The 23342-nt window shown below is 62.1% G+C and carries 20 protein-coding genes and 1 pseudogene; 15 read left to right on the top strand and 6 right to left on the bottom strand.

The annotated features are described in order from the left end of the window. Positions 1-261: 261 nt before the first annotated feature. The 9 genes and pseudogenes from B0G69_RS10600 to B0G69_RS10560 all read left to right on the top strand — a co-directional run bounded on the left by B0G69_RS10600 (position 262) and on the right by B0G69_RS10560 (position 6647). The gene (locus B0G69_RS10600) at positions 262-639 is read left to right on the top strand and encodes a PAAR domain-containing protein (RefSeq protein WP_121316834.1); all 378 of its coding nucleotides are present in this window, start codon (positions 262-264) and stop codon (positions 637-639) included. 80 nt (positions 640-719) lie between these two features. Continuing rightward, positions 720-1897, top strand: a protein-coding gene (locus B0G69_RS10595) for an IS3 family transposase (RefSeq protein ID WP_199731125.1) whose coding sequence is annotated in 2 segments (ribosomal slippage) — positions 720-987 and positions 987-1897 — 1179 coding nt in all. Because the reading frame shifts where the segments join, the coding sequence is not laid out codon by codon here. After that, on the top strand, positions 1894-2436 hold the full coding sequence (locus B0G69_RS10590) for a PAAR domain-containing protein (RefSeq protein WP_121316833.1): 543 nt from the start codon (positions 1894-1896) through the stop codon (positions 2434-2436). Before B0G69_RS10595 ends, B0G69_RS10590 begins: the two co-directional genes overlap by 4 nt. A gap of 3 nt (positions 2437-2439) precedes the next feature. After that, positions 2440-3027 (top strand): type VI secretion system amidase effector protein Tae4, encoded by a 588-nt coding sequence (locus B0G69_RS10585; RefSeq protein WP_121316832.1) that lies wholly within the window; start codon positions 2440-2442, stop codon positions 3025-3027. A 5-nt stretch (positions 3028-3032) separates the two neighbouring features. Beyond that, positions 3033-3263, top strand: a complete 231-nt coding sequence (locus B0G69_RS10580) for a hypothetical protein (protein ID WP_147440718.1) — start codon at positions 3033-3035, stop codon at positions 3261-3263. Between the two features lie 7 nt (positions 3264-3270). Further along, positions 3271-3951 (top strand): annotated as a pseudogene (locus tag B0G69_RS10575) (MFS transporter); the annotation flags it as partial. A 418-nt stretch (positions 3952-4369) separates the two neighbouring features. Beyond that, a complete protein-coding gene (locus B0G69_RS10570; protein WP_121316830.1) occupies positions 4370-5026 on the top strand; it encodes a DUF5343 domain-containing protein in 657 nt (218 codons plus the stop codon). A 2-nt stretch (positions 5027-5028) separates the two neighbouring features. Further along, entirely contained in the window at positions 5029-5622 is a 594-nt protein-coding gene (locus B0G69_RS10565; protein WP_121316829.1) for a Swt1 family HEPN domain-containing protein, read from the top strand. Positions 5623-6182: 560 nt separating this feature from the next. Continuing rightward, on the top strand, positions 6183-6647 hold the full coding sequence (locus B0G69_RS10560) for a hypothetical protein (protein ID WP_121316828.1): 465 nt from the start codon (positions 6183-6185) through the stop codon (positions 6645-6647). A gap of 156 nt (positions 6648-6803) precedes the next feature. Here the strand turns inward: B0G69_RS10560 and B0G69_RS10555 are convergent, their stop codons facing one another. Genes B0G69_RS10555 through hemC form a run of 3 tightly spaced genes read right to left on the bottom strand, consistent with a single transcriptional unit; the run spans position 6804 to position 11022 of the window. Continuing rightward, on the bottom strand, positions 6804-7994 hold the full coding sequence (locus B0G69_RS10555; protein ID WP_121316827.1) for a heme biosynthesis protein HemY: 1191 nt from the start codon (positions 7992-7994) through the stop codon (positions 6804-6806). A gap of 2 nt (positions 7995-7996) precedes the next feature. Then, a complete protein-coding gene (gene hemDX / locus B0G69_RS10550; protein WP_121316826.1) occupies positions 7997-10015 on the bottom strand; it encodes a fused uroporphyrinogen-III synthase HemD/membrane protein HemX in 2019 nt (672 codons plus the stop codon). Continuing rightward, entirely contained in the window at positions 10015-11022 is a 1008-nt protein-coding gene (gene hemC, locus B0G69_RS10545; protein ID WP_121316825.1) for a hydroxymethylbilane synthase, read from the bottom strand. The genes hemDX and hemC overlap by 1 nt, the downstream gene beginning before the upstream one ends. A 448-nt stretch (positions 11023-11470) precedes the next feature. On the opposite strand from hemC, the gene ppc reads away from it, so the two are divergent. After that, a complete protein-coding gene (gene ppc, locus B0G69_RS10540) occupies positions 11471-14677 on the top strand; it encodes a phosphoenolpyruvate carboxylase (RefSeq protein WP_121316824.1) in 3207 nt (1068 codons plus the stop codon). A 134-nt stretch (positions 14678-14811) separates the two neighbouring features. On the opposite strand, the gene B0G69_RS10535 is transcribed toward ppc, so the two are convergent. Next, a complete protein-coding gene (locus B0G69_RS10535; RefSeq protein WP_121316823.1) occupies positions 14812-15564 on the bottom strand; it encodes a class I SAM-dependent methyltransferase in 753 nt (250 codons plus the stop codon). A 180-nt stretch (positions 15565-15744) separates the two neighbouring features. Here B0G69_RS10535 and B0G69_RS10530 point away from each other — a divergent pair, with 180 nt between their 5' ends. From B0G69_RS10530 to B0G69_RS10510, 5 genes are all read left to right on the top strand, one after another. Beyond that, positions 15745-16557 (top strand): helix-turn-helix transcriptional regulator, encoded by an 813-nt coding sequence (locus B0G69_RS10530; protein WP_121316822.1) that lies wholly within the window; start codon positions 15745-15747, stop codon positions 16555-16557. 146 nt (positions 16558-16703) lie between these two features. After that, the gene (argH, locus tag B0G69_RS10525; RefSeq protein WP_121316821.1) at positions 16704-18110 is read left to right on the top strand and encodes an argininosuccinate lyase; all 1407 of its coding nucleotides are present in this window, start codon (positions 16704-16706) and stop codon (positions 18108-18110) included. A gap of 458 nt (positions 18111-18568) precedes the next feature. Then, positions 18569-19033, top strand: coding sequence for an energy transducer TonB (locus B0G69_RS10520; protein ID WP_241991298.1), 465 nt, complete (start codon positions 18569-18571; stop codon positions 19031-19033). A gap of 602 nt (positions 19034-19635) precedes the next feature. Next, on the top strand, positions 19636-20943 hold the full coding sequence (locus tag B0G69_RS10515; RefSeq protein WP_121316819.1) for an MFS transporter: 1308 nt from the start codon (positions 19636-19638) through the stop codon (positions 20941-20943). 222 nt (positions 20944-21165) lie between these two features. Continuing rightward, positions 21166-21345, top strand: coding sequence for a hypothetical protein (locus B0G69_RS10510; protein WP_121316818.1), 180 nt, complete (start codon positions 21166-21168; stop codon positions 21343-21345). Positions 21346-21364: 19 nt separating this feature from the next. Here the strand turns inward: B0G69_RS10510 and B0G69_RS42685 are convergent, their stop codons facing one another. Together B0G69_RS42685 and waaC are read right to left on the bottom strand one after the other, a co-directional pair. Beyond that, positions 21365-21496 carry a hypothetical protein gene (locus tag B0G69_RS42685; protein ID WP_277873534.1) on the bottom strand — a complete coding sequence of 44 codons (132 nt, stop codon included), beginning with the start codon at positions 21494-21496 and terminating at the stop codon, positions 21365-21367. Between the two features lie 634 nt (positions 21497-22130). Continuing rightward, entirely contained in the window at positions 22131-23135 is a 1005-nt protein-coding gene (gene waaC / locus B0G69_RS10505) for a lipopolysaccharide heptosyltransferase I (RefSeq protein WP_121316817.1), read from the bottom strand. Positions 23136-23342 lie beyond the last annotated feature (207 nt).

Below are 23342 nucleotides of genomic sequence, written 5' to 3'. Positions count from 1 at the left end.
CACAACCACCTGCGGCTGAGATCTCGCAGGAGGACTGAGAGAAAGCGAGGTCAGTCCTGCACTCGCCGCTAACTCGACCTTTAGCGAATCGCCATCGGAGAGAACGTCAACAATTGTGTCGGCCAATCCATCGTCGCCAATTTGCTCGTGAAGTCGGACGAAACACCGAGCCGCCCTTCGTTCAGAGTCGTCTGATTTTCGAGAGTCGGACATCTAAGTATGCTGCATCGTCGAAATTCGACGCAACGAACGGAGGATTGAATGCCAAACAGTGGTCGATCTGAATTTCTATTTGCCACTGTCGGCTCGCTCAGTGAGCGCGGCGGACGCATTACCTGCGTGTCCACCAGCGCAACCATTGACGACAAGGGCCTTGCTGTCGTCGGCGATATCGTGACGTATCAAGATGGAACAGAAGCAACGATCATCGACGGCGCTGGCTTCGCGGCGATGTGGAGCAACAAGCCATTCGCGCTCGTTGGCTCACGCTTGAGTAACGGCGACAGGATCATCTCCGCACCTCAGGATTCTTTCGGCATCACCGTGCGGGACGGGGAAGATATTCCCGGTCTTTTCGATCCCTTGTATGTACCGCCTGAGCAGATTGACGACAGATGTGGGGAGGACCGACGTGCGTAAGGCTGCGGTATGTAGTGGTCTAATTTCCTCGGACAGGTCGATAGGGGGACAATCCGGAATCGACGAGGAAAAAGAGCAGGATGACAAGAAGGCGCCGACAATTTGACACCAGCTTCAAGCTGGAAGTGGTACGGATGGTACGGGACCAGGGGTTATCGGTCAGCGAAGTCTGCCGGTCGATGGACCTTGTTGAGACAGCCGTGCGGCGCTGGGTGGCCCAGTACGACGCAGAGCGTGCGGGCGGCCCCGGCGAGGGCAAGCCGTTGACGGCGGAACAGCAGCGCATCCGGCAACTTGAAGCGGAGAACCGGCAATTGCGCGAGGACAATGCGCTGCTAAAAAAAGCGTCGGCCTTCTTTGCCCGGGAACTGAAGTGAGTTACCGCGTGGTAACTCACTTGCAACAGGAGGCCGTATCGGTCAGTCACGCCTGCCGGGTGTTGGAGGTGAGTCGCTCTGGCTACTATGCGCACCAGCGCGCTAAGCCGAGTGCAAAGAGTCTGCAGGAGCGGACCCACGTCAAGGCAGCATTCGTCGCCAGTGGCGCGAGCTATGGCAGCCGCCGTGTGATGCATGCGCTGCGGGAGCATGGGCTGCATATTGGTCGCTACCGGGTGCGGACGCTGATGCGCGAAGCGGGCCTGCGCACGAGCTGGAAGCGCAAGTTCGTCTCGACGACCGACAGCAGGCATACGCTACCTGTCGCGGAGAACGTGCTCGACCGGAAATTTGAGGTCGCCGAGCCCAACCGCGCGTGGGTTTCGGACATCACGTATATCCGCACGGCGCAAGGCTGGCTGTATCTGGCGGTCGTACTGGACCTGTACTCACGCAAGGTGGTCGGCTGGTCCATGGCGCCGACCATGCCGGCCGCACTGGTCATTTCGGCACTGACCATGGCGCTGCAGCAGCGTCGGCCAGCGTCAGGCCTGCTCCTGCATTCGGACCGGGGCAGCCAGTACGCGAGCGATGAATACCAGGCCTTGCTCAAGCAGCATCACGTGGTTTGCAGTATGAGCCGCAAAGGAAATTGCTGGGACAATTCGGTAATGGAGCGGTTCTTCCTGAACCTGAAAATGGAGCGCGTGTGGCAGCGTCAGTACGCCAACCACGATGAAGCACGGCGCGACATCAACCAGTACATCGTCGGTTTTTACAACGCAGTACGCTTGCATTCGACTTTGGGCTATCTGTCGCCCGTTGCCTACGAGGCAAAACCGACAGTAAAAGAACCTATCAGCCTGTCCGAAATAACTTGACCACTACAGTACGACATGGCGATCCGACCACGACACACGGATTTGTCATCGCCTTTTCTTCCACGATCTATGACGACAGCAAGAACGTGGCACTAAGCGGAGACGAGGCGACGTGTGGCAACTGCAAGGGCACGTTCAAGATATTCGGCACAGGGCAAGGAATGTCTGAAAAGGGACGAGTTGTCGTAGTTGACGGCGATCTTGTGCTTTGTCCTTGCAACCGGAATCGCGTGATCGTCGGCAACAATCCCGGCATCTTTCTCCAGTGCGACGATGGCCAATCTAGCGGTACACACATCCGCAAAACCGCCACGGTCGTAGCTTCGTCATCGGCAGTGTATGACGAACAGGTATGCGCCACCGCGCCGGGCACCCTACTCGCTGGCTACCCGTATTACGTTGAAGTCGCAGATGGGCGTATCGAGTCCGGCCGGATCGACACAAGCGGCCGGTTGCCACGTATCGTCACCGGCAACAACTCGGACAGCTACACCGTCTTTTGGGGCGATGAAGCTCTCGCAAAACAGTTTGGAGTTTGAGTTGTGCCGAACACAAAAACTGTGGTTAGAACCAACTCTACGCCGAACTCAATCAAACGGGTTCAGTTAAATGCGGTGACATTCCAGCAACTATGGAATAACTACCCATCGCGCGATCCGTACGACAATCCAGACTACCCTGACCAGTGCGCCATTCGCATGAGTGTGACCTTCCATCGTGCTGGTGTCGAGATGAAGTCGTTTTCATCAAAGCTGGTCAAGCCGCTTGGAGGACAGGCGAGCATCGGGCGTATCCTTCTCGACGGATACGTAACGGCGACGCGAGCCAACGAACTTGGAGAGTGGTTGAAGCTTCAGCCTATCGCCGGCATCGGTAAGCCCGAGAACGTTACCGGGGCCGACTGGGTATCCAAGGTCAAAGGTCGCACCGGCATCATAATGTTTGACGGCTATTGGGCACGCGACGGCGAGACAACTGGTAATGCAAGCGGCGGGCACATCGATCTATGGAACGGCGATAAACTGACCGGCACCGGCACAGGGTTGCGAGTTACGTGGAACATTGTGATCCCCGGCATCTGGTCAGATTTTCGAAAGTCAAAAACGATTCTTTTCTTTCCCGTGAAATGAAACTAATGCGGATCGCCGTTGGAATCACAGCTGGGGCAGTCCTGGCTACTGCCGTTGCTTTGGTTGGCCTGTATCTGTTCGGTGTTCTCGTGCTGCACGGCAAAGGGAGTTTGTTCGACGCGTCCCGCTCGGCAGAAAACACCTTCTTTGTTATCTGGGTTGCATTGACAGCCGCCTTCGCAATTTTGGGCGGATATGCAGGCTACGCAAATGACGCCAGCCGAAAAAAGAAATAAGCGATAGGACGATCGGATTGCGAAGGCCAAGTGGTTGACGAACGAAGAGAAGCAGTTGCTGGAGCGGCAGGTGTCGGCGGAGGAAGCGACCAAGCATGACATGCCGATTCGTCAGGTGCTCACGAATGGGCGTGTGTTGATGTTCAGCCTCACGTACTTTTCGTTCGTGATGGGCTTGTATGGGGTGAGCTTCTGGTTGCCGACGATTATCAAGGCGACTGGGGTGACTGATGCGTTCATGATCGGGCTGTTGTCGGCGATTCCGTTTGCGGCGGCTGTTGTCGCGATGGTGTGGGTTGCGCGTAGTGCGGATCGGCAGCGCGAGCGGCGCTGGCATATTGCGTTGCCGGCGTTTGCGGGGGCTGTGGGCTTGGTGCTTTCTGTCGTGTGGGCGCATAACACCGTGCTGGCGATGGCGTCGCTCACGCTCGCTACGATGGGCATTCTCACTACCCTGCCGCTGTTCTGGAGTTTGCCTACGGCGATTCTTGCGGGGACGGGGGCCGCGGCCGGGATTGCGATGATTAATTCGATTGGCAACCTTGCCGGGTTTCTTAGTCCTTATGCGGTGGGGTGGTTGAAGCAGGCTACTCAGGCTAATGATTCGGGGATGTATATGCTTGCGGCGTTTATGGTGCTGGGTGGGTTGTTGGCTATTAGTGTGCCGGCTAGGATGGTTAATAAGTGAGGGGGTGCCCTTGAGCTTGACGGGTAACTACCGCTGACCCTTGAAGGAGCGACCGTTAACCGCAATTGAAAGCGGCCGTCTACCCGAACAAGCATCGAGCGACGGATGCGGGCCGACTACTGCTAAGGTTATGAAGCAGTAGCCGGCCAGGGACGACCCTTAGAGTTTTTGCTTCGTAGCGACCCATTCACTCACACAACCTGAAATAGAGGCGAGGAACTTCGCACCGACCCATCTATTTTTTCGATGTGGCCCCCAACGTTACCGGTGCGTACTATCATTGCTCGTGTCGACATCTGTTTAAGCATGAAGTCGAGCGATGTGTTTTCTTGGCTGATGTGTTTTCCGATTACCTATGACCGGACCTCCAGCTCTGCGAGATAACAATTTTGATGCCAAATTAGAGAGGATGTGATTCGTGGCTGAAAACTTACCGTATAGCACGTCAGTGGGCACACTCGAAAATATGCTTGAAAAGATCAAGTCCGCTTCCGTGCCCGAAAGATTTACCCAAGACTTCGTGTCAACCAAACTCGCAATGAAGGGTGGCACTGCTGCATCATGCATCCCATTTCTTAAGAAAATGGGATTTGTAGCCAGCGATGGAACGCCAACTGATCTGTATAAAGAGTTTAGAAATCCGAAAAAATCGAGGCTAGCAGTCGGCAAGGCTTTTAAAAAACTTTACCATAAACTTTATGAAATGAACGAATATGTTCACGATGCCAAAGATCAAGACGTATTGGGGCTAATTGTCGAATGCACGGGTGGTGAGAAGGATTCGGCGACGACAAAATACACTTTATCGACATTGAACATGCTTCGACGAATCGCAGACTTCGATAGCGAAAGCGAGGTAGATGTTGAAATGCCTGACTCGTCGAATGGTCATGCTGCGCCCATACAACCGAACATCCAAGCTACGCCTCAGTTCCAGATCGCCCCACGCGGTCAGGTTGGAGGAAAAGGAATAAACCTCTCTTACACTATAAATTTAAATCTTCCATCGACCAAAGATATTGAAGTTTTCAATGCAATTTTTAAAAGTCTAAAAGAGCATCTCCTTGGAGATTGAGCATGGCATTCGAGGACAAAGTAAAGGCATTTGGCATGACCAATATGCTGATTGAATCAGAAATCGACCAACTGGAGCGCGACCTATCTATCGAGTTACGTAGCGAATCCAATAAAGAGGCATCCGAAAACGCCATTGAACGAGCCTACTTCCCTCAATTTGCTGAGAACTTGCGACAAGAGGCTGCTCAGATGGCTCGAAGCTACGAACTTTTCTATTGCCTCGAAAAGACAATCAGAAGGCAAATTGCCGAACTTTTGGAATCAAACAAAGGTTCTGATTGGTGGACTGATAGCGTAATTCCGCAGCAGATATTTTTAGACGTAAAAAAAAGAATTCAAAGAGAACGTGAATCGGGCATCACCCCCCGTTCAAGCGACCAGCTTGATTACACGAACTTCGGAGAACTTGGAGAAATAATAAAAGCGAATTGGCAAATATTCGCAAGCATTTTCAACAATATAAAGGCAGTCGAAAAAATCATGTCCAACCTAAACTCGCTGAGAAATCCAATTGCACATTGCAGCATGCTCGCCGAGGATGAAAAACTCCGGCTGGAGCTAAGTCTTCGGGACTGGTTTAGGTTGGCGGAGTGAATCTCGCAGTTGGACACGGTCAGTCTGCTTAATAATCCCGATCCTGGGGCGTACGTTTTTGCAACCGGACTGGGTCCGCTCACAATCGATTTTTGTCCTCCCAATTGTCTGATCGCGGCTATTCACGAGGTTGCGATCGGGTGGAGCACCACAGGTCACAGCGACCGATCAGTCGTCTATCAAATTGTGTCGGAAATGAGCAAAGCGCCGACCGATCACCCTCTTGCCCTACTCGCCCTTATCCGTTCGGCCAACCGTCAAACATTTAACAAACAAGGTTAAATGCGAGATAGCCCGCTCCCTTATAATTACCAAGTCGCCGGGAAACACCCAGCGATCAGGTTTGACAGCCTGTCCACTAAACCCGCACGCCTGCTCAGTCAGGCCGTGCGTCTGCCTCTGCGCGTCCATCTTCTATGGGCGGGTCGTGGTGGGAGAGCCGCAAGGCTCGCTGGTTTGGTTTAGTGCCAGTCTGTCAATCCCGCCACGTGCCCGCTCACCCCTTCCGCAAACAAGGCAAGTGTCCGGGCGACCCCAAGAACCAACAGGGAGATCACCCCATGCCCAGGCCCATCAAAAATCAACCGGCTTCGCGTCCGCCAGTCGACGCACTCCAGTACGAAAAGCTTGCCCTATCCGCGTTCGATTTATGCGACCGGCAGGTGGGTCAACTGGACACCTTGATCACGCTCGCGTCCTCAATAGTTAGAAATCCTGCCCTTACGCGCGACGAAAGAAAGCGCCGCCAAACGCTGCTCGAATTGCTGCTGGACACGGCCGAGCAGTATCAACAGGAACTCGAATGCGACCGCGAGTTGTTCCAGGTGATTGCACTCGACGCGAAGGGCGTCCCGCGCAGCCGCATGACGGCGCAGCATGCGACGAAGTTGCTGGCCGAAGCATCGCAGAGAGCAAAAGCGCCCATCGAAGAAGCCAACGCTTCGCCCCGCAAAAAGCCCTCCGCGAAAAGCACGATCACGTTGACCTCAACCGCCCTGCACCAACCGTCCACCGCCCCACACTAAGCAATCAAATCAGGCACCCCACAACAGGCAACAGCCAGCACAAAAACAAATGGCCGCAGCATCAGCTGCGGCCATCGACTATCGCTTCGAGAGGCTTAAAACAGTGCGCCAGAAATCAAGAACGAACGCACAAACGCACGCACCACCACCAACCCCTCAAACAATATTCATCGCCAACGCACTCTCCCGATAATGCTGGCTAGCCTTATCGCTATCGCCAAGCTGCTCATGCAACCGCGCCAACGCACGATGCGAGCGAATCCTCAGCGTCTCGTTATCGGCCAGCTTCAACGCCCGCTCAAGGAACGACTGCGCCTTCCCCCACAACTGCTGATGCAGGCACAACCGCCCCAACGCAAACATCAAATCCGCATCTTCCGGCCGATCCTTCTGCCACCCCTCAGCCTTCTGAATCAGCGGCAACGCATCGCCCGCCGTCGTATCCGGATAACGCCGCAACAACCGCGCATCCCAATTCTGCGCAAGCGCTTCCTCGACGATCTTGCGCGCTTCCTGCGGCCGGTTCAGCGCCACCAGCAATTCAGCGGCGAGATCCGCAAGACGCGGCGAATGACGCTCGGTCGCCGACAGCGAATTCCACAACTCCAGCAACGCATCGGCGTTATGACGCCGGTCGCGCAACAGGTTCTCCGCCGCCAGTTGACGCAGACGCACCGCCACCGCCGGATGAATCGCCTCGCGCTTTTCCAGCGTCTTGACGAGCTTGAGCACTTCGCCCCAGTTCTTCAATTGCTGCTGCGCGCGCAACATGATCTGCTGCGCGTGAATGCGCCGCGCGCCCTGCGATTGCATTTCGGTCAGCGCGGTCAAGGCGCCGTCCGCGTCGCGGCCGTCGGCGCGCATGTCGGCGGTGGCCATCAGGCGCGCGTCCTGCCAGTCGGCCTCGTCGATCTTCGCGAGCCATTCGTCGCGCCGCGCATATTCATGCATCCGATGCGCTGCCGTGGCCGCGATCAAACCGGCCGCGCCCTTGTTGTCGCCGTTCGCGAGCGCATCCTTCGCGGCTTTTTCGGCGCGCGAAAAACGTCCCGCGTACAGGTTGCCGATCGCGTCACGCAGCGCGGCGTGCGCCTTCGCGACACGCGCACGCGCACGGTACGCGGCCACGCGCTGCGGCATGCGCCAGATATTGCGGATGATGCGCAACAGCGCATACAGCAGGATGAACAGCACCACCAGCCCGACCACGAACAGATTCAACGAAATGTCGACGCGGTACGGCGGATAGATCAGCAGCACCTGTCCGGTGTCGAAGCGCCCCGCCACCGCCAGCACCACCGCGATGGCGAACAGAAACGCGAGCCATAGAAGTCCCCGGATCGCCATGATTAACCCCGGCTCCGGTATTGATTGACGGCCTGCAGGCTCGTGTCCAGATTCGGCAGCGCGACCGCGGCCGAACCGGCATCCACCTGCTTGACCAGATCGAGCACGGTCTGCGTCTGTTTCGACGAGTTGTCGAAGTAGCGCGTGAGCGCGTTTTGCGCCGCCAGCAGGTCCGACTTCAGCGTGGTCTGGTTGCGCGAGAGCAGTGCGAGTCGCGCGGACAGCAAACGCAGCTTCACGTTCTGCCGCACGAAGTAGCCTTGATCGGGCGCGGTCAGCATCGCGTCGGCGTTATCGATGCGGCGCACGTGCACGAGGCTCGTCAACTGGTCGCCGATGCCGGCGGTCACTTCCTTCAACCACACTTCCCAGCGCGGCTTGCCGGTGGCCGCGGCCACCTTTGCGGTGTCGGCCCACGTGGCCGCGCGCGGCGTCGCGTGCGGGATCGGCGCTTCGCCGGAGAGCGGCAGGTCGTCGATGTGGTCGATCGCGTCGTCGAGCTTGATCGCGAGACCGGTGAGGTCGGTGGAAGGCGCGGCCTTCAGCTTGTCGATGTCTTGCGCGATGGCCTTGCGCACGGCGACCGCCTGCGTGCTGTCCGACGCGGCGAGGCGCGTGTCCGCGCTTTGCAGCGCGAACAGCGCGAGCTGCGTGTTGCCGGTGAGCTGCAACTGCTGGCTCGCGGCCGACAGCATCTGCGCGACTTCGGCGAGCGTCCAGTCGTCGCGATTGCGCGCGAGGTCCGTGTACTGCTGTTGCAGCGCCTGCTGCGCGGCTTGCGTATCGGCGAGCTTGCCGGTCACCTGCGCGACCTGCGAATCCGCCTGATGCACGGCCGCGAGCGCCTGCTCGATCTTGATGCGCAGTTCGTTGGCCTGGGTGTCGTTGGCTTGCTGGCGCTGCGCGAGCTGCTGCTCGGTGCGCTCCAGCTTGCGGTTCAGCGCAAAGCCCGCCACGCCCACCGCGCAAGCGATGATCACCACCACGAACCACAAGAGCGGCATGCTCGCGTTGCGGCGCTTTTGTGCTTCGTATGGCGTGAAGGGTTGATTCGGCGGCAACGGGGTGCTCGCGGCCGGCTGGGGAGAAGCGTTCTTGGATTCGTTCGTTTCAGTCATGCGTGATTTAGCCGGTGATTGAGCCGGGTTGGACGGTACCGGTTGAACTACGGGCGGAACGGCGGCAAGCAACGCGCGGACAATGCGCTCGTCGCCCGCACCGGACACCGTCATCCTATCAAAACCCAATGCCCGCGCGGTTTGCGAGATACGGGGATGCGGCGTGACGAGCGGCGCGTGTTTTAGTTGCACGATTTCGTCGGCGGTCAGGTGCTCCTGCGCGAGTTCGTGCAGGTTGCGCACACCTTCCGAACTGGTCAGCAGCCACGCATGCGGCGCGCCCGCGAGCAACGCGTGCACGCGCGCCCAGCCGCCGATCGACGGTTCCGGCACGATGCGCCGGTAGGCGGCGACCGCTTCGACTTCGGCGCCCGCTTCGCGCAGACGGTCGGCGAGCCATTCGCGGCCGCCGTCGCCGCGCACGATCAAGACGCGCTTGCCTTCGAGACTCGTTGCGCCGAGCGATGTCTCGATCGCGGCATAGAGACCTTCGGAGTCGAAGCTCGTCGATTCGTCGTCGGTGGCGGAAGCGGGGCTGATCACCTGATGCGCCGGGGCCGCGACGCCATGGCGTGCCAGTGCCTGCACGCTGCCCGGCCCGACCACGCCGACCGGCAACGCATGCGGCCAGATGCCGTCGCGGCGCGCGAACGCTTGATCGACGGCGTTCGGCGACACGAACACGACCAGCGCATAGCGTTCGAGCGAGGCGAGCGCCGCGCGCAAGGGGGCGTCGTCTGCCACAGGTGCGATGTCGATCAGCGGGAATTCGAGCGAGGCGACACCCGCAGCGGCGAGCAGTTTGATCAACTCGCTCGACTGACCGGCCGGTCGCGTAATCACGACCGTGAACGCCGCCTTGCCGGCGGAGGAAGTCGCGTTGCCCGGGATGTCGGCTGCCATCACGCGCCGGTCGCCGCGCTGTCGTCGCGTGATGCGGCGGCGGGCCCGCTGGCGGTGCTGAGCGCGCGCACGATGTCCATCGCGCCTTGCCGTTCAAGCTCGCTCGCCACTTCCTGGCCGAGCGCAAGCGCACGTTCAACGGTAGGCGCGCTCGCCGAGGCCTGCGCACTCAACACGCGCTGCCCATCCGGCGTAGCGACGATGCCGCGCAGATGCAGCGCGCCGTCGTGCCAGCTCGCGTACGCGGCGAGCGGCACTTCGCAACTGCCGCCGAGCGCACGCGACACCATGCGCTCCGCTTCGACGGCCGCCGCCGTGTGTTCGTGATGCAACGGCGCGAGCCACGCGGCGAGGTCCGCGCGATCGGCACGAATCTCGATGCCGAGCGCGCCCTGCCCCGCTGCGGGCAAGCTGTCTTCAGGATCAAGCAGCGCACGGATGCGATCGCCGAGACCCAAGCGCTTCAAACCGGCCGCAGCAAGAATGATCGCCGCGTAATCGCCGCGATCGAGTTTCGACAGACGCGTATCCAGATTGCCGCGCAATGGCCGCACTTCGAGATGCGGATAACGCATGCGCAGCATCGCCTCGCGCCGCAGGCTGGAGGTGCCGACCACGGCACCAGCGGGCAGCGCGGCCAGCGCGTCGTATTCGTTGGACACCAGCGCGTCGCGCGGGTCTTCGCGCTCCATGATGGTGGACAGCGCAAAGCCCTCGGGCAACTCCATCGGCACGTCTTTGAGCGAGTGCACCGCGAGATCGGCGCGGCCATCGGCCAATGCGGCTTCGAGTTCCTTGACGAACAAACCCTTACCACCGACTTTCGACAAGGTGCGATCGAGAATTTGATCGCCACGTGTCGTCATTCCGAGGATTTTTACATCGCAAGATGGATATAATTTGTGCAGCGCACCTCGCACATGCTCCGCTTGCCACATGGCCAGGCGGCTTTCTCTCGACGCAATCACAAGCGTGTGGGGTGGCGTGGAAAACGTCTCGGTGTTCATTAGCTTGCTGATCGAATGACGGGATGTAATAACAATCAATGTTAGCACGCGCCCTGGTGTCTTCCTTGCCTCTCAAGACACGGCAGAGCGCCGTGCCGGCACGGTATCGATGGAGGAGACGGGCTTCGCGCGGCGCGCGCCTGCCCCATCCCGCTTATGTTCACGCACGGTCGTTCGCGCACCGTGCCCCGGCATGCGGGATGATGCAATGCGGCGCAACCTGCGTCGCCTGCATGCGTACATGTCTTCGCGCGTGGCGCGTAGCGTGGGGTGTACTCAGCGAGTGCGCCTCGCGTGGTTCGTGCAGTTCTTGCGAACGCGCGGCTCCCTCTCCGGCGTAGTGCCATCGGTCCAGACCGGTTCGTGCAGTTCACGTTGCAGTTCCAATGCAGTTCCGCAGTAGCAGTTCATCACTTAACAGACCCTGGCTTCCCTGAGGAAACCCATCGTGACGTCTTCCGGATCGGCGCGCCCTGCCCGCCGCAACACTGCATCGCCCAACGCACGCGCGGCCGACGCCGCTGCGCCCTCGAATTCCGCCGCCACCGCTGCCGAGATCGGCAGCGCAGCCCAGGCTGCGTCGACAGCCGGCCAACGCGCCGGCAAAACCGCGTTGGCCGCCAAAGCCCCCAAGGCCGCGAAGACCTCCACACCGGTCAAGGCGAACAAAGCGCTGAAGACCGTCAAGGTGAATAAAGCAGACAAAGCGGCCAAGCCGGCCAAGGCCGCCGCGTCCGCGAAAGTGAAAGCGGTGGCGACCAGCGCCGTCGCGGAACCCGCGAGCGCGCCGGCATTGCAAGCCGTGTCGGCCGACACGCCCATAGCCGCGCCGAAAAGCAATGGCCGCACGCGTGAGAACAAGGACCATCCGCTGTTCCAGGACATTCGCTATCTGGGCCGCCTGCTCGGCGACGTGCTGCGCGAGCAGGAAGGCGACGAGGTGTTCGACATCGTCGAAACGATCCGTCAGACCGCCGTGCGTTTTCGTCGCGAGGACGACAGCGCCGCCGCGCAGACGCTCGAGAAGAAGCTGCGCTCACTGAGCCCGGAGCAAACCGTCAGCGTGGTGCGTGCGTTCAGCTACTTCTCGCATCTCGCGAACATCGCCGAAGACCGTCACCGCAACCGCCGTCACCGGATTCACGCGCTGGCCGGTTCGACCTCGCAGCCGGGCACGATCGCCCATGCGCTCGAACGCCTGGTCGAAGCGGGCGCGGCCGCCACGCCCGTGCTGCAGCAGTTCTTCAACGACGCACTGATCGTGCCTGTGCTGACCGCTCACCCGACGGAAGTCCAACGCAAGAGCATTCTCGACGCGCAGCACGACGTCGCGCGTCTGCTCGCCGAGCGCGACCAGCAGTTGACCAGCCGTGAACGCGCGCACAACGAAGCGATGCTGCGCGCGCGCGTCACGTCGCTCTGGCAAACGCGGATGCTGCGCGGCTCGCGTCTGACCGTCGCCGATGAAATCGAAAACGCGCTGTCGTATTACCGCGCGACCTTCCTCGAAGAAATCCCGGCACTCTACGCCGACATCGAAGAGTCGCTCAAGGAGCACGGTCTCGAAGCGCGACTGCCGCCGTTCTTCCAGATGGGCAGCTGGATCGGCGGCGACCGCGACGGCAATCCGAACGTCACCGCCGAGACCCTGGAAAACGCGATCACGCGCCAGGCTGCGGTGATCTTCGAGCACTACATGGAGCAGGTGCACAAGCTCGGCGCGGAGTTGTCGGTATCGAACCTGCTCGCCGGCGCGAGCGACGCACTCAAGGAACTCGCGGCCACCTCGCCCGACCAGTCGCCGCATCGCACCGACGAGCCGTACCGGCGCGCGCTGATCGGCATGTACACGCGGCTTGCGGCGAGCGCGCGCGTGCGTCTGGGCGAAGGCAGCGTGCCGGTGCGCAGCGCGGGCCGCGGCGCGGCGCCCATTCGCGCGAAGCCCTATGACGACTCGTCTGAATTCGTACGCGACCTGCACGTGCTGATCGATTCGCTCGCCGAACATCATGGCGCGCCGCTCGCCGCACCGCGTTTGTCGCCGCTCGCACGCGCCGCCGAAGTGTTCGGCTTCCATCTCGCGAGCATCGACTTGCGGCAAAGCTCGGACATCCACGAAGCGGTGATCGCGGAACTGCTCAAGCACGCGGGCGTCGAGAACGACTACGCGGCGCTCTCCGAAGAAGACAAGCTCAAGGTGCTGCTCGCCGAACTCGCGCAGCCGCGCCCGCTGCGTCTGCCGTACGCCGAGTACTCGGACCTCGTGAAGAGCGAACTCGGCGTGCTCGAAGAAGCGCGCGTCACACGTGAGAAGTTCGGTGCGCGCGCGGTGCGCAACTACATCATTTCGCACACGGAGACCGTCAGCGATCTGGTCGAAGTGATGCTGCTGCAAAAGGAAACCGGTCTGCTGCGCGGGCGTCTGGGCGACGCGAACGATCCGGCTCACGCAGGCCTAATGGTGATCCCGCTGTTCGAAACGATCCCCGACTTGCGGAATGCGCCGCACATCATGCGCGATCTGATCGCGCTGCCGGGCGTCGATGCGCTGATCGAACATCAGGGCAACGAGCAGGAAGTGATGCTCGGCTACTCGGACAGCAACAAGGACGGCGGCTTCCTCACGTCGAACTGGGAGCTGTATCGCGCGGAACTCGCACTGGTGTCGCTGTTCAACGAACGCGGCGTGACGCTGCGTCTGTTCCATGGACGCGGGGGCACCGTCGGCCGTGGCGGCGGCCCGACCTATCAGGCGATTCTGTCGCAGCCGCCGGGCACCGTCGATGGCCAGATCCGCTTGACCGAGCAAGGCGAAGTGATCGCGAGCAAGTTCGGCAATCCGGACATCGGCCGGCGCAATCTGGAAACGGTGGTGGCCGCGACGCTCGAAGCGTCGCTGCTGCCGCACGGCAATGCGCCTGAGCAACTGCCCACCTTCGAGGAAACGATGCAGCAGTTGTCCGACGCGGCGATGGCTTCGTATCGCGCGCTGGTCTACGAAACGCCCGGCTTCAAGGAGTATTTCTTCGAGTCGACGCCGATCGCGGAGATCGCCGAGCTGAACATCGGCAGCCGGCCGGCTTCGCGTAAATTGCAGGACCCGAAGCAACGCAAGATCGAAGACCTGCGTGCGATTCCGTGGGGCTTCTCCTGGGGGCAATGCCGTTTGCTGCTGACCGGCTGGTACGGTTTCGGCAGCGCGTTGGCCGCGCATCTCGACAGCGCGCCGAGCGACGCTGAACGCGCACGCCGTCTCGCGCTTCTGAAGAAAATGCACAAGACGTGGCCGTTCTTTTCGAACCTGCTGTCGAACATGGACATGGTGCTCGCCAAGACCGACCTCGCGGTTGCGTCGCGCTATGCGGCGCTCGTGTCAGACAAGAAGCTGCGCAAGCACGTGTTCGAGCGGATCGTCGCGGAGTGGGAGCGCACGTCGAAGGTGTTGTCGGAGATCACCGGCAAGAGCGAGCGGCTCGCGGAAAATCCGCTGCTCGCGCGGTCGATCAAGAACCGCTTCCCGTATCTCGATCCGTTGAATCACTTGCAGGTGGAACTGCTCAAGCGGCATCGCGCGGGCGATACCAATGAGCGCGTGCGGCGCGGGATTCATTTGAGCATCAACGGGATCGCAGCGGGGTTGCGCAATACGGGTTGAGTCCGCGCACTACCGTCTAAGCGGCGTGCGCTGATTGGGCGCCGCGCAGGGTCAAGGTGGTTCGCTGCGGCGGAATGTCGGTTTGTCGGCATCCCGCCGCTTTCGTTTTTTCGTTTTTTTGTTTGCGGCGGCGCTTACTGCGCGGCGATCATCAATGCGTCGAGCTTGAAAGAGTGATCCGCCTGCACGTCGAAATACTGCCGCACTTCATCGGGCGCACCGTCCCACAGCGAGTGGATCGCCACCACACGCGGCTGCGGCGTGCGCATGCGCGCGACCCACGAAGCGAACTCGATATCGATGCGCCAACGCTCGCGAATCGCCGCCTTGAACCCCGCCGCTTCGAACAACGCAACCCATTCGTCGGCGCGGTAATCGCGGATATGCGAGCCGTCGCGCAGCAACTCGATCGCCTGGATATGCGTGTCGAGCAACGGATGATCGATCCCGGCGATATCGACGAACAGCACCTTGCCGCCCGGCTTCAGCACGCGCCGCACTTCGGCGAGGGCGGCCGGCACATCGTGCCAGTGATGCGCGCTCATGCGGCTGATCACCCAGTCGAACGAATGGTCGTCGAACGGCAGCGTTTCGGCCGCGCCTTGCTGCGTGCGGATGTTGGCAAGGCCGCGCTCCTTCGCCGCGCCGTCGACTGTCGCGAGCATTTGCGGCGCGATATCGTAGGCGACCACATCCTTCGCATGGGGCGCGACGGCAAAACTCGCATGCCCCGCGCCACAGCCCATGTCGAGCACCGTCGCGCCCGGCGTCGCGGCAATCGACTCGGCCAGCATCCGCAGATCGGCGCCGGTTGCATGGGTTTGACTCGTCAAATACGCGGCGGCGGTCGAGCCGAAGGCGTCGGCGACCTGATCGTGATGCTTCATGGGGAGGCTCCGGTTATGAGTTGAAAAGCGGATTGGAAACCGCGCCGCAAGCATGCTGGGAGGCGGTTTGCCGTTCCAGTCGCTACAATAGGCCCCGTCGTGTACCAGTACAAGTTGAGCAAGTATTCTGGTATATCTATTACTACCCCGAATCCACGCCCTACTCGCCACCCGATCAGCATGACCACGCCGTCTTCCGCCGACCACCCGCCGCCGCTCGACGCCACTCCGGCCCGCGCGCTCGGCGACTTCATCCGCGCGCATCGCGAACGGCTCTCGCCGCAAGCGGTCGGCCTGCCGCCCGGGCCGCGCCGCCGCACGCCCGGCTTGCGGCGCGAAGAGGTCGCGCAGTTGTGCGGCGTGAGTCCGACCTGGTACACGTGGATCGAGCAGGGCCGCCCGGTTTCGGCCTCCGCCGACGCGCTCGCGCGTATCGCGGTCGCGCTGCAACTGTCGCGCGCGGAGCGGGCTTATCTGTTCGAGCTGGCCGCGCAGCGCGACCCCGCCGAGCCCGACCCGGCCGCCGCCGACGCGCCCGCCACACTGCTGGAAACGGTGCAACTCGTGAACGCGCCGGCCTATGTGCTCGACCGGCAGTGGAACGCGCTCGCCTGGAACGAGCGCGCCGCCGATCTGTTCGTCGGCTGGCTGGACGGCGCGCACGACCGCAATTTGCTGCGCTATACCTTCACCGAGCCGGCCGCGCGCGCGTTGATCGTCGATTGGGAAACGCGGGCGCGGCGGCTCGCCGCCGAATTCCGCGCCGACTCGATCCGCCATCTGAGCGACGCGCCCACGCGCGCGCTGATCGACTCGCTGAGCGCCGCGAGCGACGCGTTTGCGCGTTTCTGGGCGTCGCAGGATGTGGGCGGTCGCGAGGGCGGGCGGCGCGAGTTCAACCATCCGCGCGATGGGCGCATCGTCTACGATCAGATCACCTTCAAACCCGCGCACCGCGAGGATCTGAAGCTGGTGGTGCTGGTGCGTGAATAGCGGCGAGGCGTCTTGAACGCCCATGGCCAGTGTTAAAATCCCTGTCTTTCCTCGCTTCGGCGCCACCTTTGCACCGTACGTGGCGTGCATGACGCGCCGACAGCCTGTTCACCGCTCGCTCAACTGCCGCTTAACTGCCCAACACCATGACGTCCCAACTGCACAAAAAAGGCGAAGCCTGGTCGGCTCGCTTCTCGGAGCCGATGTCGGAGCTCGTCAAACGCTACACGTCGTCGGTTTTCTTCGACAAGCGTCTGGCGCTCGTCGATATCGAAGGGTCGCTCGCGCACGCCTCGATGCTGGCCGCGCAGAAGATCATCGCCGCCGACGACCTCGCCGCGATCCAACGCGGCATGGCGCAGATCAAGGGTGAAATCGAACGCGGCGAGTTCGAGTGGCAACTCGATCTGGAAGACGTGCACCTGAACATCGAAGCGCGCCTGACCGCGCTGATCGGCGATGCGGGCAAGCGCCTGCACACCGGCCGCTCGCGCAACGACCAGGTCGCGACCGACATCCGTCTGTGGCTGCGCGGCGAGATCGACCGGATCGGCGGCTTGCTGACCGAGCTGCGCACCGCGCTGCTCGACATGGCGGAGAAGAACGCGTCGACCATCATGCCGGGCTTCACGCATCTGCAGGTCGCGCAGCCGGTCACGTTCGGCCATCACCTGCTCGCCTACGTCGAAATGTTTTCGCGCGACGCCGAACGCATGCTCGATTGCCGCAAGCGCGTGAACCGCCTGCCGCTCGGCGCGGCGGCGCTCGCCGGCACCAGCTATCCGATCGACCGTCATGCGGTGGCGAAGACGCTCGGCTTCGACGGCATCTGCGCGAACTCGCTGGACGCGGTCTCCGACCGCGACTTCGCAATCGAATTCACGGCGGCGTCGGCGCTCGTCATGACGCACGTGTCGCGCTTCTCGGAAGAACTCGTGCTGTGGATGAGCCCGCGCGTCGGCTTCATCGATCTGGCCGACCGTTTCTGCACCGGTTCGTCGATCATGCCGCAAAAGAAAAACCCGGATGTGCCCGAGCTCGCGCGCGGCAAGACCGGCCGCGTGAACGGCCATCTGATGGCGCTGCTCACGCTGATGAAAGGCCAGCCGCTCGCGTACAACAAGGACAATCAGGAAGACAAGGAACCGCTGTTCGACACCGTCGATACGGTGGCCGATACGCTGCGGATCTTCGCTGAAATGGTCGCCGGTATTTCCGTGAAGCCGCAGGCGATGCGCGACGCCGCGTTGCAAGGCTTCTCCACGGCGACCGACCTTGCCGACTACCTGGTCAAGCGCGGCCTGCCGTTCCGCGACGCGCACGAAGCGGTCGCGCTGGCCGTGCGTATCTGCGCGGATCGCGGCTGCGATCTCGCGGACCTGACGCTCGAAGAAATGCGCGCCGAGTTGCCGAACGTCGCGCATCTGATCGGCGAGGACGTGTTCTCGTACCTGACGCTCGAAGGCTCGGTCGCGAGCCGCAATCATCCGGGCGGCACTGCGCCGGAGCAGGTGCTCGCGGCGGTGGAGGCAGCACGTGTGGCGTTGAAGTAACGAAAGTGGCAGGCGGCGCGGCAGGTTAGCGAGCGCCGCTTACCATTTGCATCGCGCATGCTTGAGGAAGGCGGGCCCGTCAGCGGGTTCGCCTTTTTTATTTGCCGGGCCGGGTCGGCCCGCAGCAGTCTGTGCGAACGCGTCGCCGCGCAAAAAAATAAAGCCCGCACGAAGCGGGCTAAAAAAAGACTTCCACCGATGCCTCCCGAAGGAGGCCATCGAAGTGTAGGCGTGTTCGGTCCGCCGACCAACCCGCCTCATATTTCCGGCTATTACACGTGAGCGCGGCGGTACGTCGACACCCGCTGCGGGCGAACGCCAATTGCATCCTGGCAGGTTTTGACTACCATCAAATCGGGTCCTCTCCATGCTTCTCGCCGACCATGTTCACCCGCTCGCTTCACCCTCTCCGCCTGACCGGACGCCGCGCAGCCTGCGTGGGCGCGGCGCCATCGCGCATGCGACAGGCGCTGCTCACCATGGCGCTGGCCGCCGCCGTGGGCGGCTGCACGATCACGCTGCCGCCGCACGAGGCCGCCGTCAAAACACCGGTGGCCGCAATCAACAGCGTGACGCTCGATCAATATCGCGAGGCGGTCGCGCGGCGCATCACGGACCGCAATCCTTCTTACGTGCTGCGCGGCACGCCGCAGGCGATGCTGCGTTCGCTGGTGGTGGTGTCGTTCACGGTGGATAGCAACGGGCACATCGTGGAGTCGTCGGTGTATCGCACCAATGGCGACGACGAAACCGAGAGCACCGCGCTCGCCACGCTGCGGCGCGCCGCACCGCTGCCGCAACCGCCCGGCAAGCTGCTGAATGGGCGCGGTCAGCTCGAACTGTTCGAAGACTGGCTGTTCAACGACGACGGCAAGTTCCAGTTGCGCGAACTTGCATCGCCGCAAGCGCAGACGATCGATTGAAGGCGAGTGGCCTTGCGGCGCGCGGCGCGACTGTGCACGTCAGACCGACGTCGTAACGACTGCGTCGCCTGGCCACCGCCTCGCACAATTCAACCGCACACGGCGATCCTCACGCCGCCATTGCTGCTCGACGCCCGCGCTCGCTATAATTTTCCGATTCCCTGCGCCGGAGCCTTCCGGCATGGCTCACGCCGCCCGCCTACCCGCCGGCGCGGCGCGACGCCCGATTGCAACGCCGCCGCGCCATCCGCGCGCGCCGTCTGCTTGATGTGCGATGCACGCGACGCCTGATGCTCAGGTTTGACGCCCGGCGGCTCATACCGGCAGTCAACGCGTCGTGCCGCACCGGCCGCCTCGTCATCCGCACGCGTCACGCAACCCACCTGGTTATTCCCCTGGTAGGGCCACTGTCGCGCGCGACCCGCGCGGGCTGCCGTTGTAAGCTGTCGCTTCATCGCCCGCGACGCACGTGGCTTCACTCAGCCAGCGAACGGCGCCGGGCTGGCGAACCCCAAAAAGATGCCGCCCGGCACGCGCCGTCGCGCTTCGACGTATTTCGACGCACGGCGCCCCGGCGGCCCTACGACACCTGGAGACCCTGCATGTCCACATCGCCGATTTCCTCGGCCCAGCCCAACGCAAGCGGGCAGAACAGCAGCGCGCGGATCATCTTCGCGAGCTTCATCGGTACCGCGATCGAGTTCTACGATTTCTACGTCTATGCGACCGCTGCCGCGCTCGTCATCGGACCGGTGTTCTTCCCGCATAGCTCGACGACCGCCCAGGCCTTGTCGGCCTTCGTCACGTTCGGCATCGCGTTCATCGCGCGGCCGATCGGCTCGTTCCTGTTCGGTCACTTCGGCGACCGCATCGGCCGTAAATCGACCTTGGTCGCCTCGCTGCTGGTGATGGGCCTATCGACCACGCTGATCGGCTTCGTGCCGGGCTACGACTCGATCGGCAGCCTCGCGCCGATCCTGCTGTGCGTGCTGCGCTTCGGCCAGGGCATCGGCCTTGGCGGCGAATGGGGCGGCGCGGCGCTGCTCGCCACCGAAAACGCGCCGGCCGGCAAGCGCGGGTGGTTCGGCATGTTCCCGCAGCTCGGGCCGTCGATCGGCTTTCTCGCATCCAACGGCCTGTTCTTTGCACTGGCGACGTCGTTGAGCGACGAGCAGTTCCGCAGCTGGGGCTGGCGCGTGCCGTTCATCGTCAGCTCGGTGCTGGTCGTGCTCGGCCTGTACGTGCGCCTGAAAATCGCTGAGACGCCGGCCTTCCAGGCCGCCATCGAGCGCAAGGAACGCGTCAAGGTGCCGATCGCCACGCTGCTGTCCCAACACTGGGTGCCGACCGTGCTCGGCGCACTCGCGATGGTGGTCTGCTACACGCTGTTCTACAACGCCACCACGTTCTCGCTCTCGTATGGCGTGTCGGTGCTGCATATTCCGCGGCAAACCTTCCTCGGCCTGCTGTGCATCGCGGTCGTGTTCATGGCGCTCGCCACGCCGCTGTCGGCGCGTGCGAGCGACCGCTTCGGGCGCAAGCCGGTGCTGATCGTCGGCATCATCGCGGCGATTCTCTCCGGCTTCACGATGGCGCCGCTGCTCGGCAGCGGAGAAACGCCGCTGGTGCTGCTGTTTCTCGTGATCCAGCTGTTCCTGATGGGCGTCACCTTCGCGCCGATGGGCGCGCTGCTGCCGGAGCTGTTTCCAACCAACGTGCGCTATACCGGCGCGGGCGTCGCCTATAACCTGGGCGGGATTCTCGGCGCCTCGGTCGCGCCGTATATCGCCCAGCTGCTGTCCGCGCACGGCGGGCTGCCGTGGGTCGGTATGTATGTGTCGGTGGCTGCGGCGGTCAGCCTGATCGGCGTACTGTGCATGCGCGAAACGCGCGACACGCGCCTGATGTAATGCCGTAGCCGGTATCGGCGCGCCGATCCTCTGCCGATGCCCCCGAATGCAACGCCGCCAGGCGCGTGATGAATGCGCCGTGGCGGCATCCGTTGCCCCTTCCGCTCAAGCTCGGCTTTCGTTCTGCTTACCGGGCATTCTCTGGGTAAATTCCCTGCCTTGCGCCTTTTTGACTTGCCTATACTCAGCTTGAATAACCCTAAGGCAAGCAGGGAGGCTCGGATGAACATTCATCTCCACAACTCGGACATTGTGATGATCATCGCGCTCGCGCTGCTCGGTGCGCTGCTGCTCGCGTTGCGTTTTCGTCCGGCGACATGGAAGGGTGTCGTCGTCGAAGCAGTGGCTGCGAACGCGGCTGCCATTGCCGCGGTAGTCGCGTTCGAAATGCTGATGGCTTGAGCGGCGTATCCGAGGTGGCTTACCGGTAGTAATAGCCGCCGTGATGGTAGTAGCCGCCGCCGTAGTAGCCCGGCGCCGGGGCAACGATGCAGCCGCCAAGTGCCGTTGCGAGGAGCGTGCCGGCGGCGAGGGTCAAGATCAGGCGTTTCATATTGTTCTCCATCGAGTCGAGATTCATTCGAGCCAAATCCCCGAATGACCCGATTGGACACGACCTCGACCCGCAGGAACGTTGCGATTTGTAAGGGAACATCACGAACGCGTTACAGGAGCGGTGCGAGAAACTCGCCCGCTCCGAAGCATCGGAGGATCGCTTCAGGCCGCCGGAAAACAGCGCCTATACTGCGTTGAACGTGTTCAAGAAGTGCGCGCCCCCGCTGGCGTGGCGTAGGCTGTTCAAGGCGCTGCGGGTGTGACGGGGTTTGCGCTGCGGCGGCGCACGCGAGGCCAAAGTCAAAGCCGCCGGACATGTGAACCCAGCCGGTATAAGCAATGAGGCACTCAACGAAAAGCGACAGATTTAACAGGCGTGTAATGTGCGAGGAGCACTGCGAATCTCACGCAGACCGACATTGAGATCGGAACGTGTAGCCGGACCGCTGCGTCAGGCAGCCAATGCAGGCTCAGATTTTTTGCAACGATTTCCTCTCCGCCCGCTGTTCCCCGACGCGGGCGTTTTCGGAGGCGTTACGTGGCAGCGCCCGTTTGACTGGGCGGATGCGCGTCACGCCTCTTTTCTTTTTGAGCAAACGATTGCGCATCAGCAGGACGCCGCCGCGCCACGCTCATGCTATGGCTGCATGCGGCTCGCTGGGGCGCTCATGGGCCTTGCCGTGCACGTAGTCGATCGCGTCGAGTGCGGCGCTGACCGGCGGCACCGACTGGCCGTCACCGATCGAGATGGAGCGATTCGGCGATTCGACGCCGCAATGCGACGGCGACGTCGCCACGAAGATCATCACAGTGCGCTTCTGCAATGCGTGAGCAAGATGGACGAAGCCCGTGTCGGTGCCGACCACCAGCGCGCACGCGTCGATCATCTGCGCGATTTCGGTCACGCTCATTTTCGGCAGCACATTCGCGCCTGGCACCTGCGCGGCGATCTTCTCCGCCTCGACGCGCTCGGCGTCCGAACCCCACGGCAAGACCACGCGAAAACCGCGTCCCGCGAGTTCGAGGCCGACCGCGACCCAATGGCTCAACGGCCACTTCTTGTCGTCTTTGGAGGTGGCGTGGAAAAACGCCGCGACCGGCGCGCTGTCGGCGGCGAACGGCGGGCTGGCCGGTTCAGGCAGGCGCAGATTGTAGACAGCCGGGCCGTCCACCTCGTAGCCGAGCGCCTCGCCTGCGCTGATGCGCATGCCGTGCCAAGCATTGCCTTGCGGACGCGGGCCGAATCGCCCGGTGTACGCGAAGGCAGCGCCCCGCTCGCCCAGATCCTGGGACTGATAGCCAATACGCCGCGACGAGCGCGCGAGGAACGCGATGATCGCGCTCTTGTAGACACCGTGAATGTCGATGATGGAATCGTAGCGATACGCGCGCAACTCGGCGATGGACGCCCAGATGGCCTTGAGGTCGCTCCAGTTGCGCGCTTTCTTGAAGCGGCGCAACGGCGCGCACAGCACGCGGTCCACGCTTTCGCTCCAGTGCACGAGTTCGGCGAAAGCCTCGTCTGCCGCCCAATCAACCTGAACGCCCGGAAACGCGCGCTTGATATCGGCGACGACCGGCAGCGCCTGCACGATGTCGCCGAGTGAGGTGACCTTGACGATGAGGACTCGCTTCATTGAAGACCTGTTAGTTGTTCAAAAATGACATCATTTTAGCCGACGATTGATATTTCTTGCCAAATCGCCTTGGCCCGCACGCCGCATTCGCAATATCGCGCATTACGTCGCGCGTCTGGGACGCGGCGATTCTGCGGCATTCAAAAAAACTTCCATACGCGTTTGCACGCCCGCCGCGCTCTATACTTTACGCTTTTGCGCCGGCCC

Origin of the sequence: Paraburkholderia sp. RAU2J, assembly GCF_003634845.1 — a bacterium.
In the GTDB taxonomy this organism is placed as follows: Bacteria; Pseudomonadota; Gammaproteobacteria; order Burkholderiales; family Burkholderiaceae; genus Paraburkholderia; species Paraburkholderia fynbosensis.
Note: the sequence above shows the minus strand (reverse complement) of the source record. Positions and strands in the feature narration are given on the sequence as shown.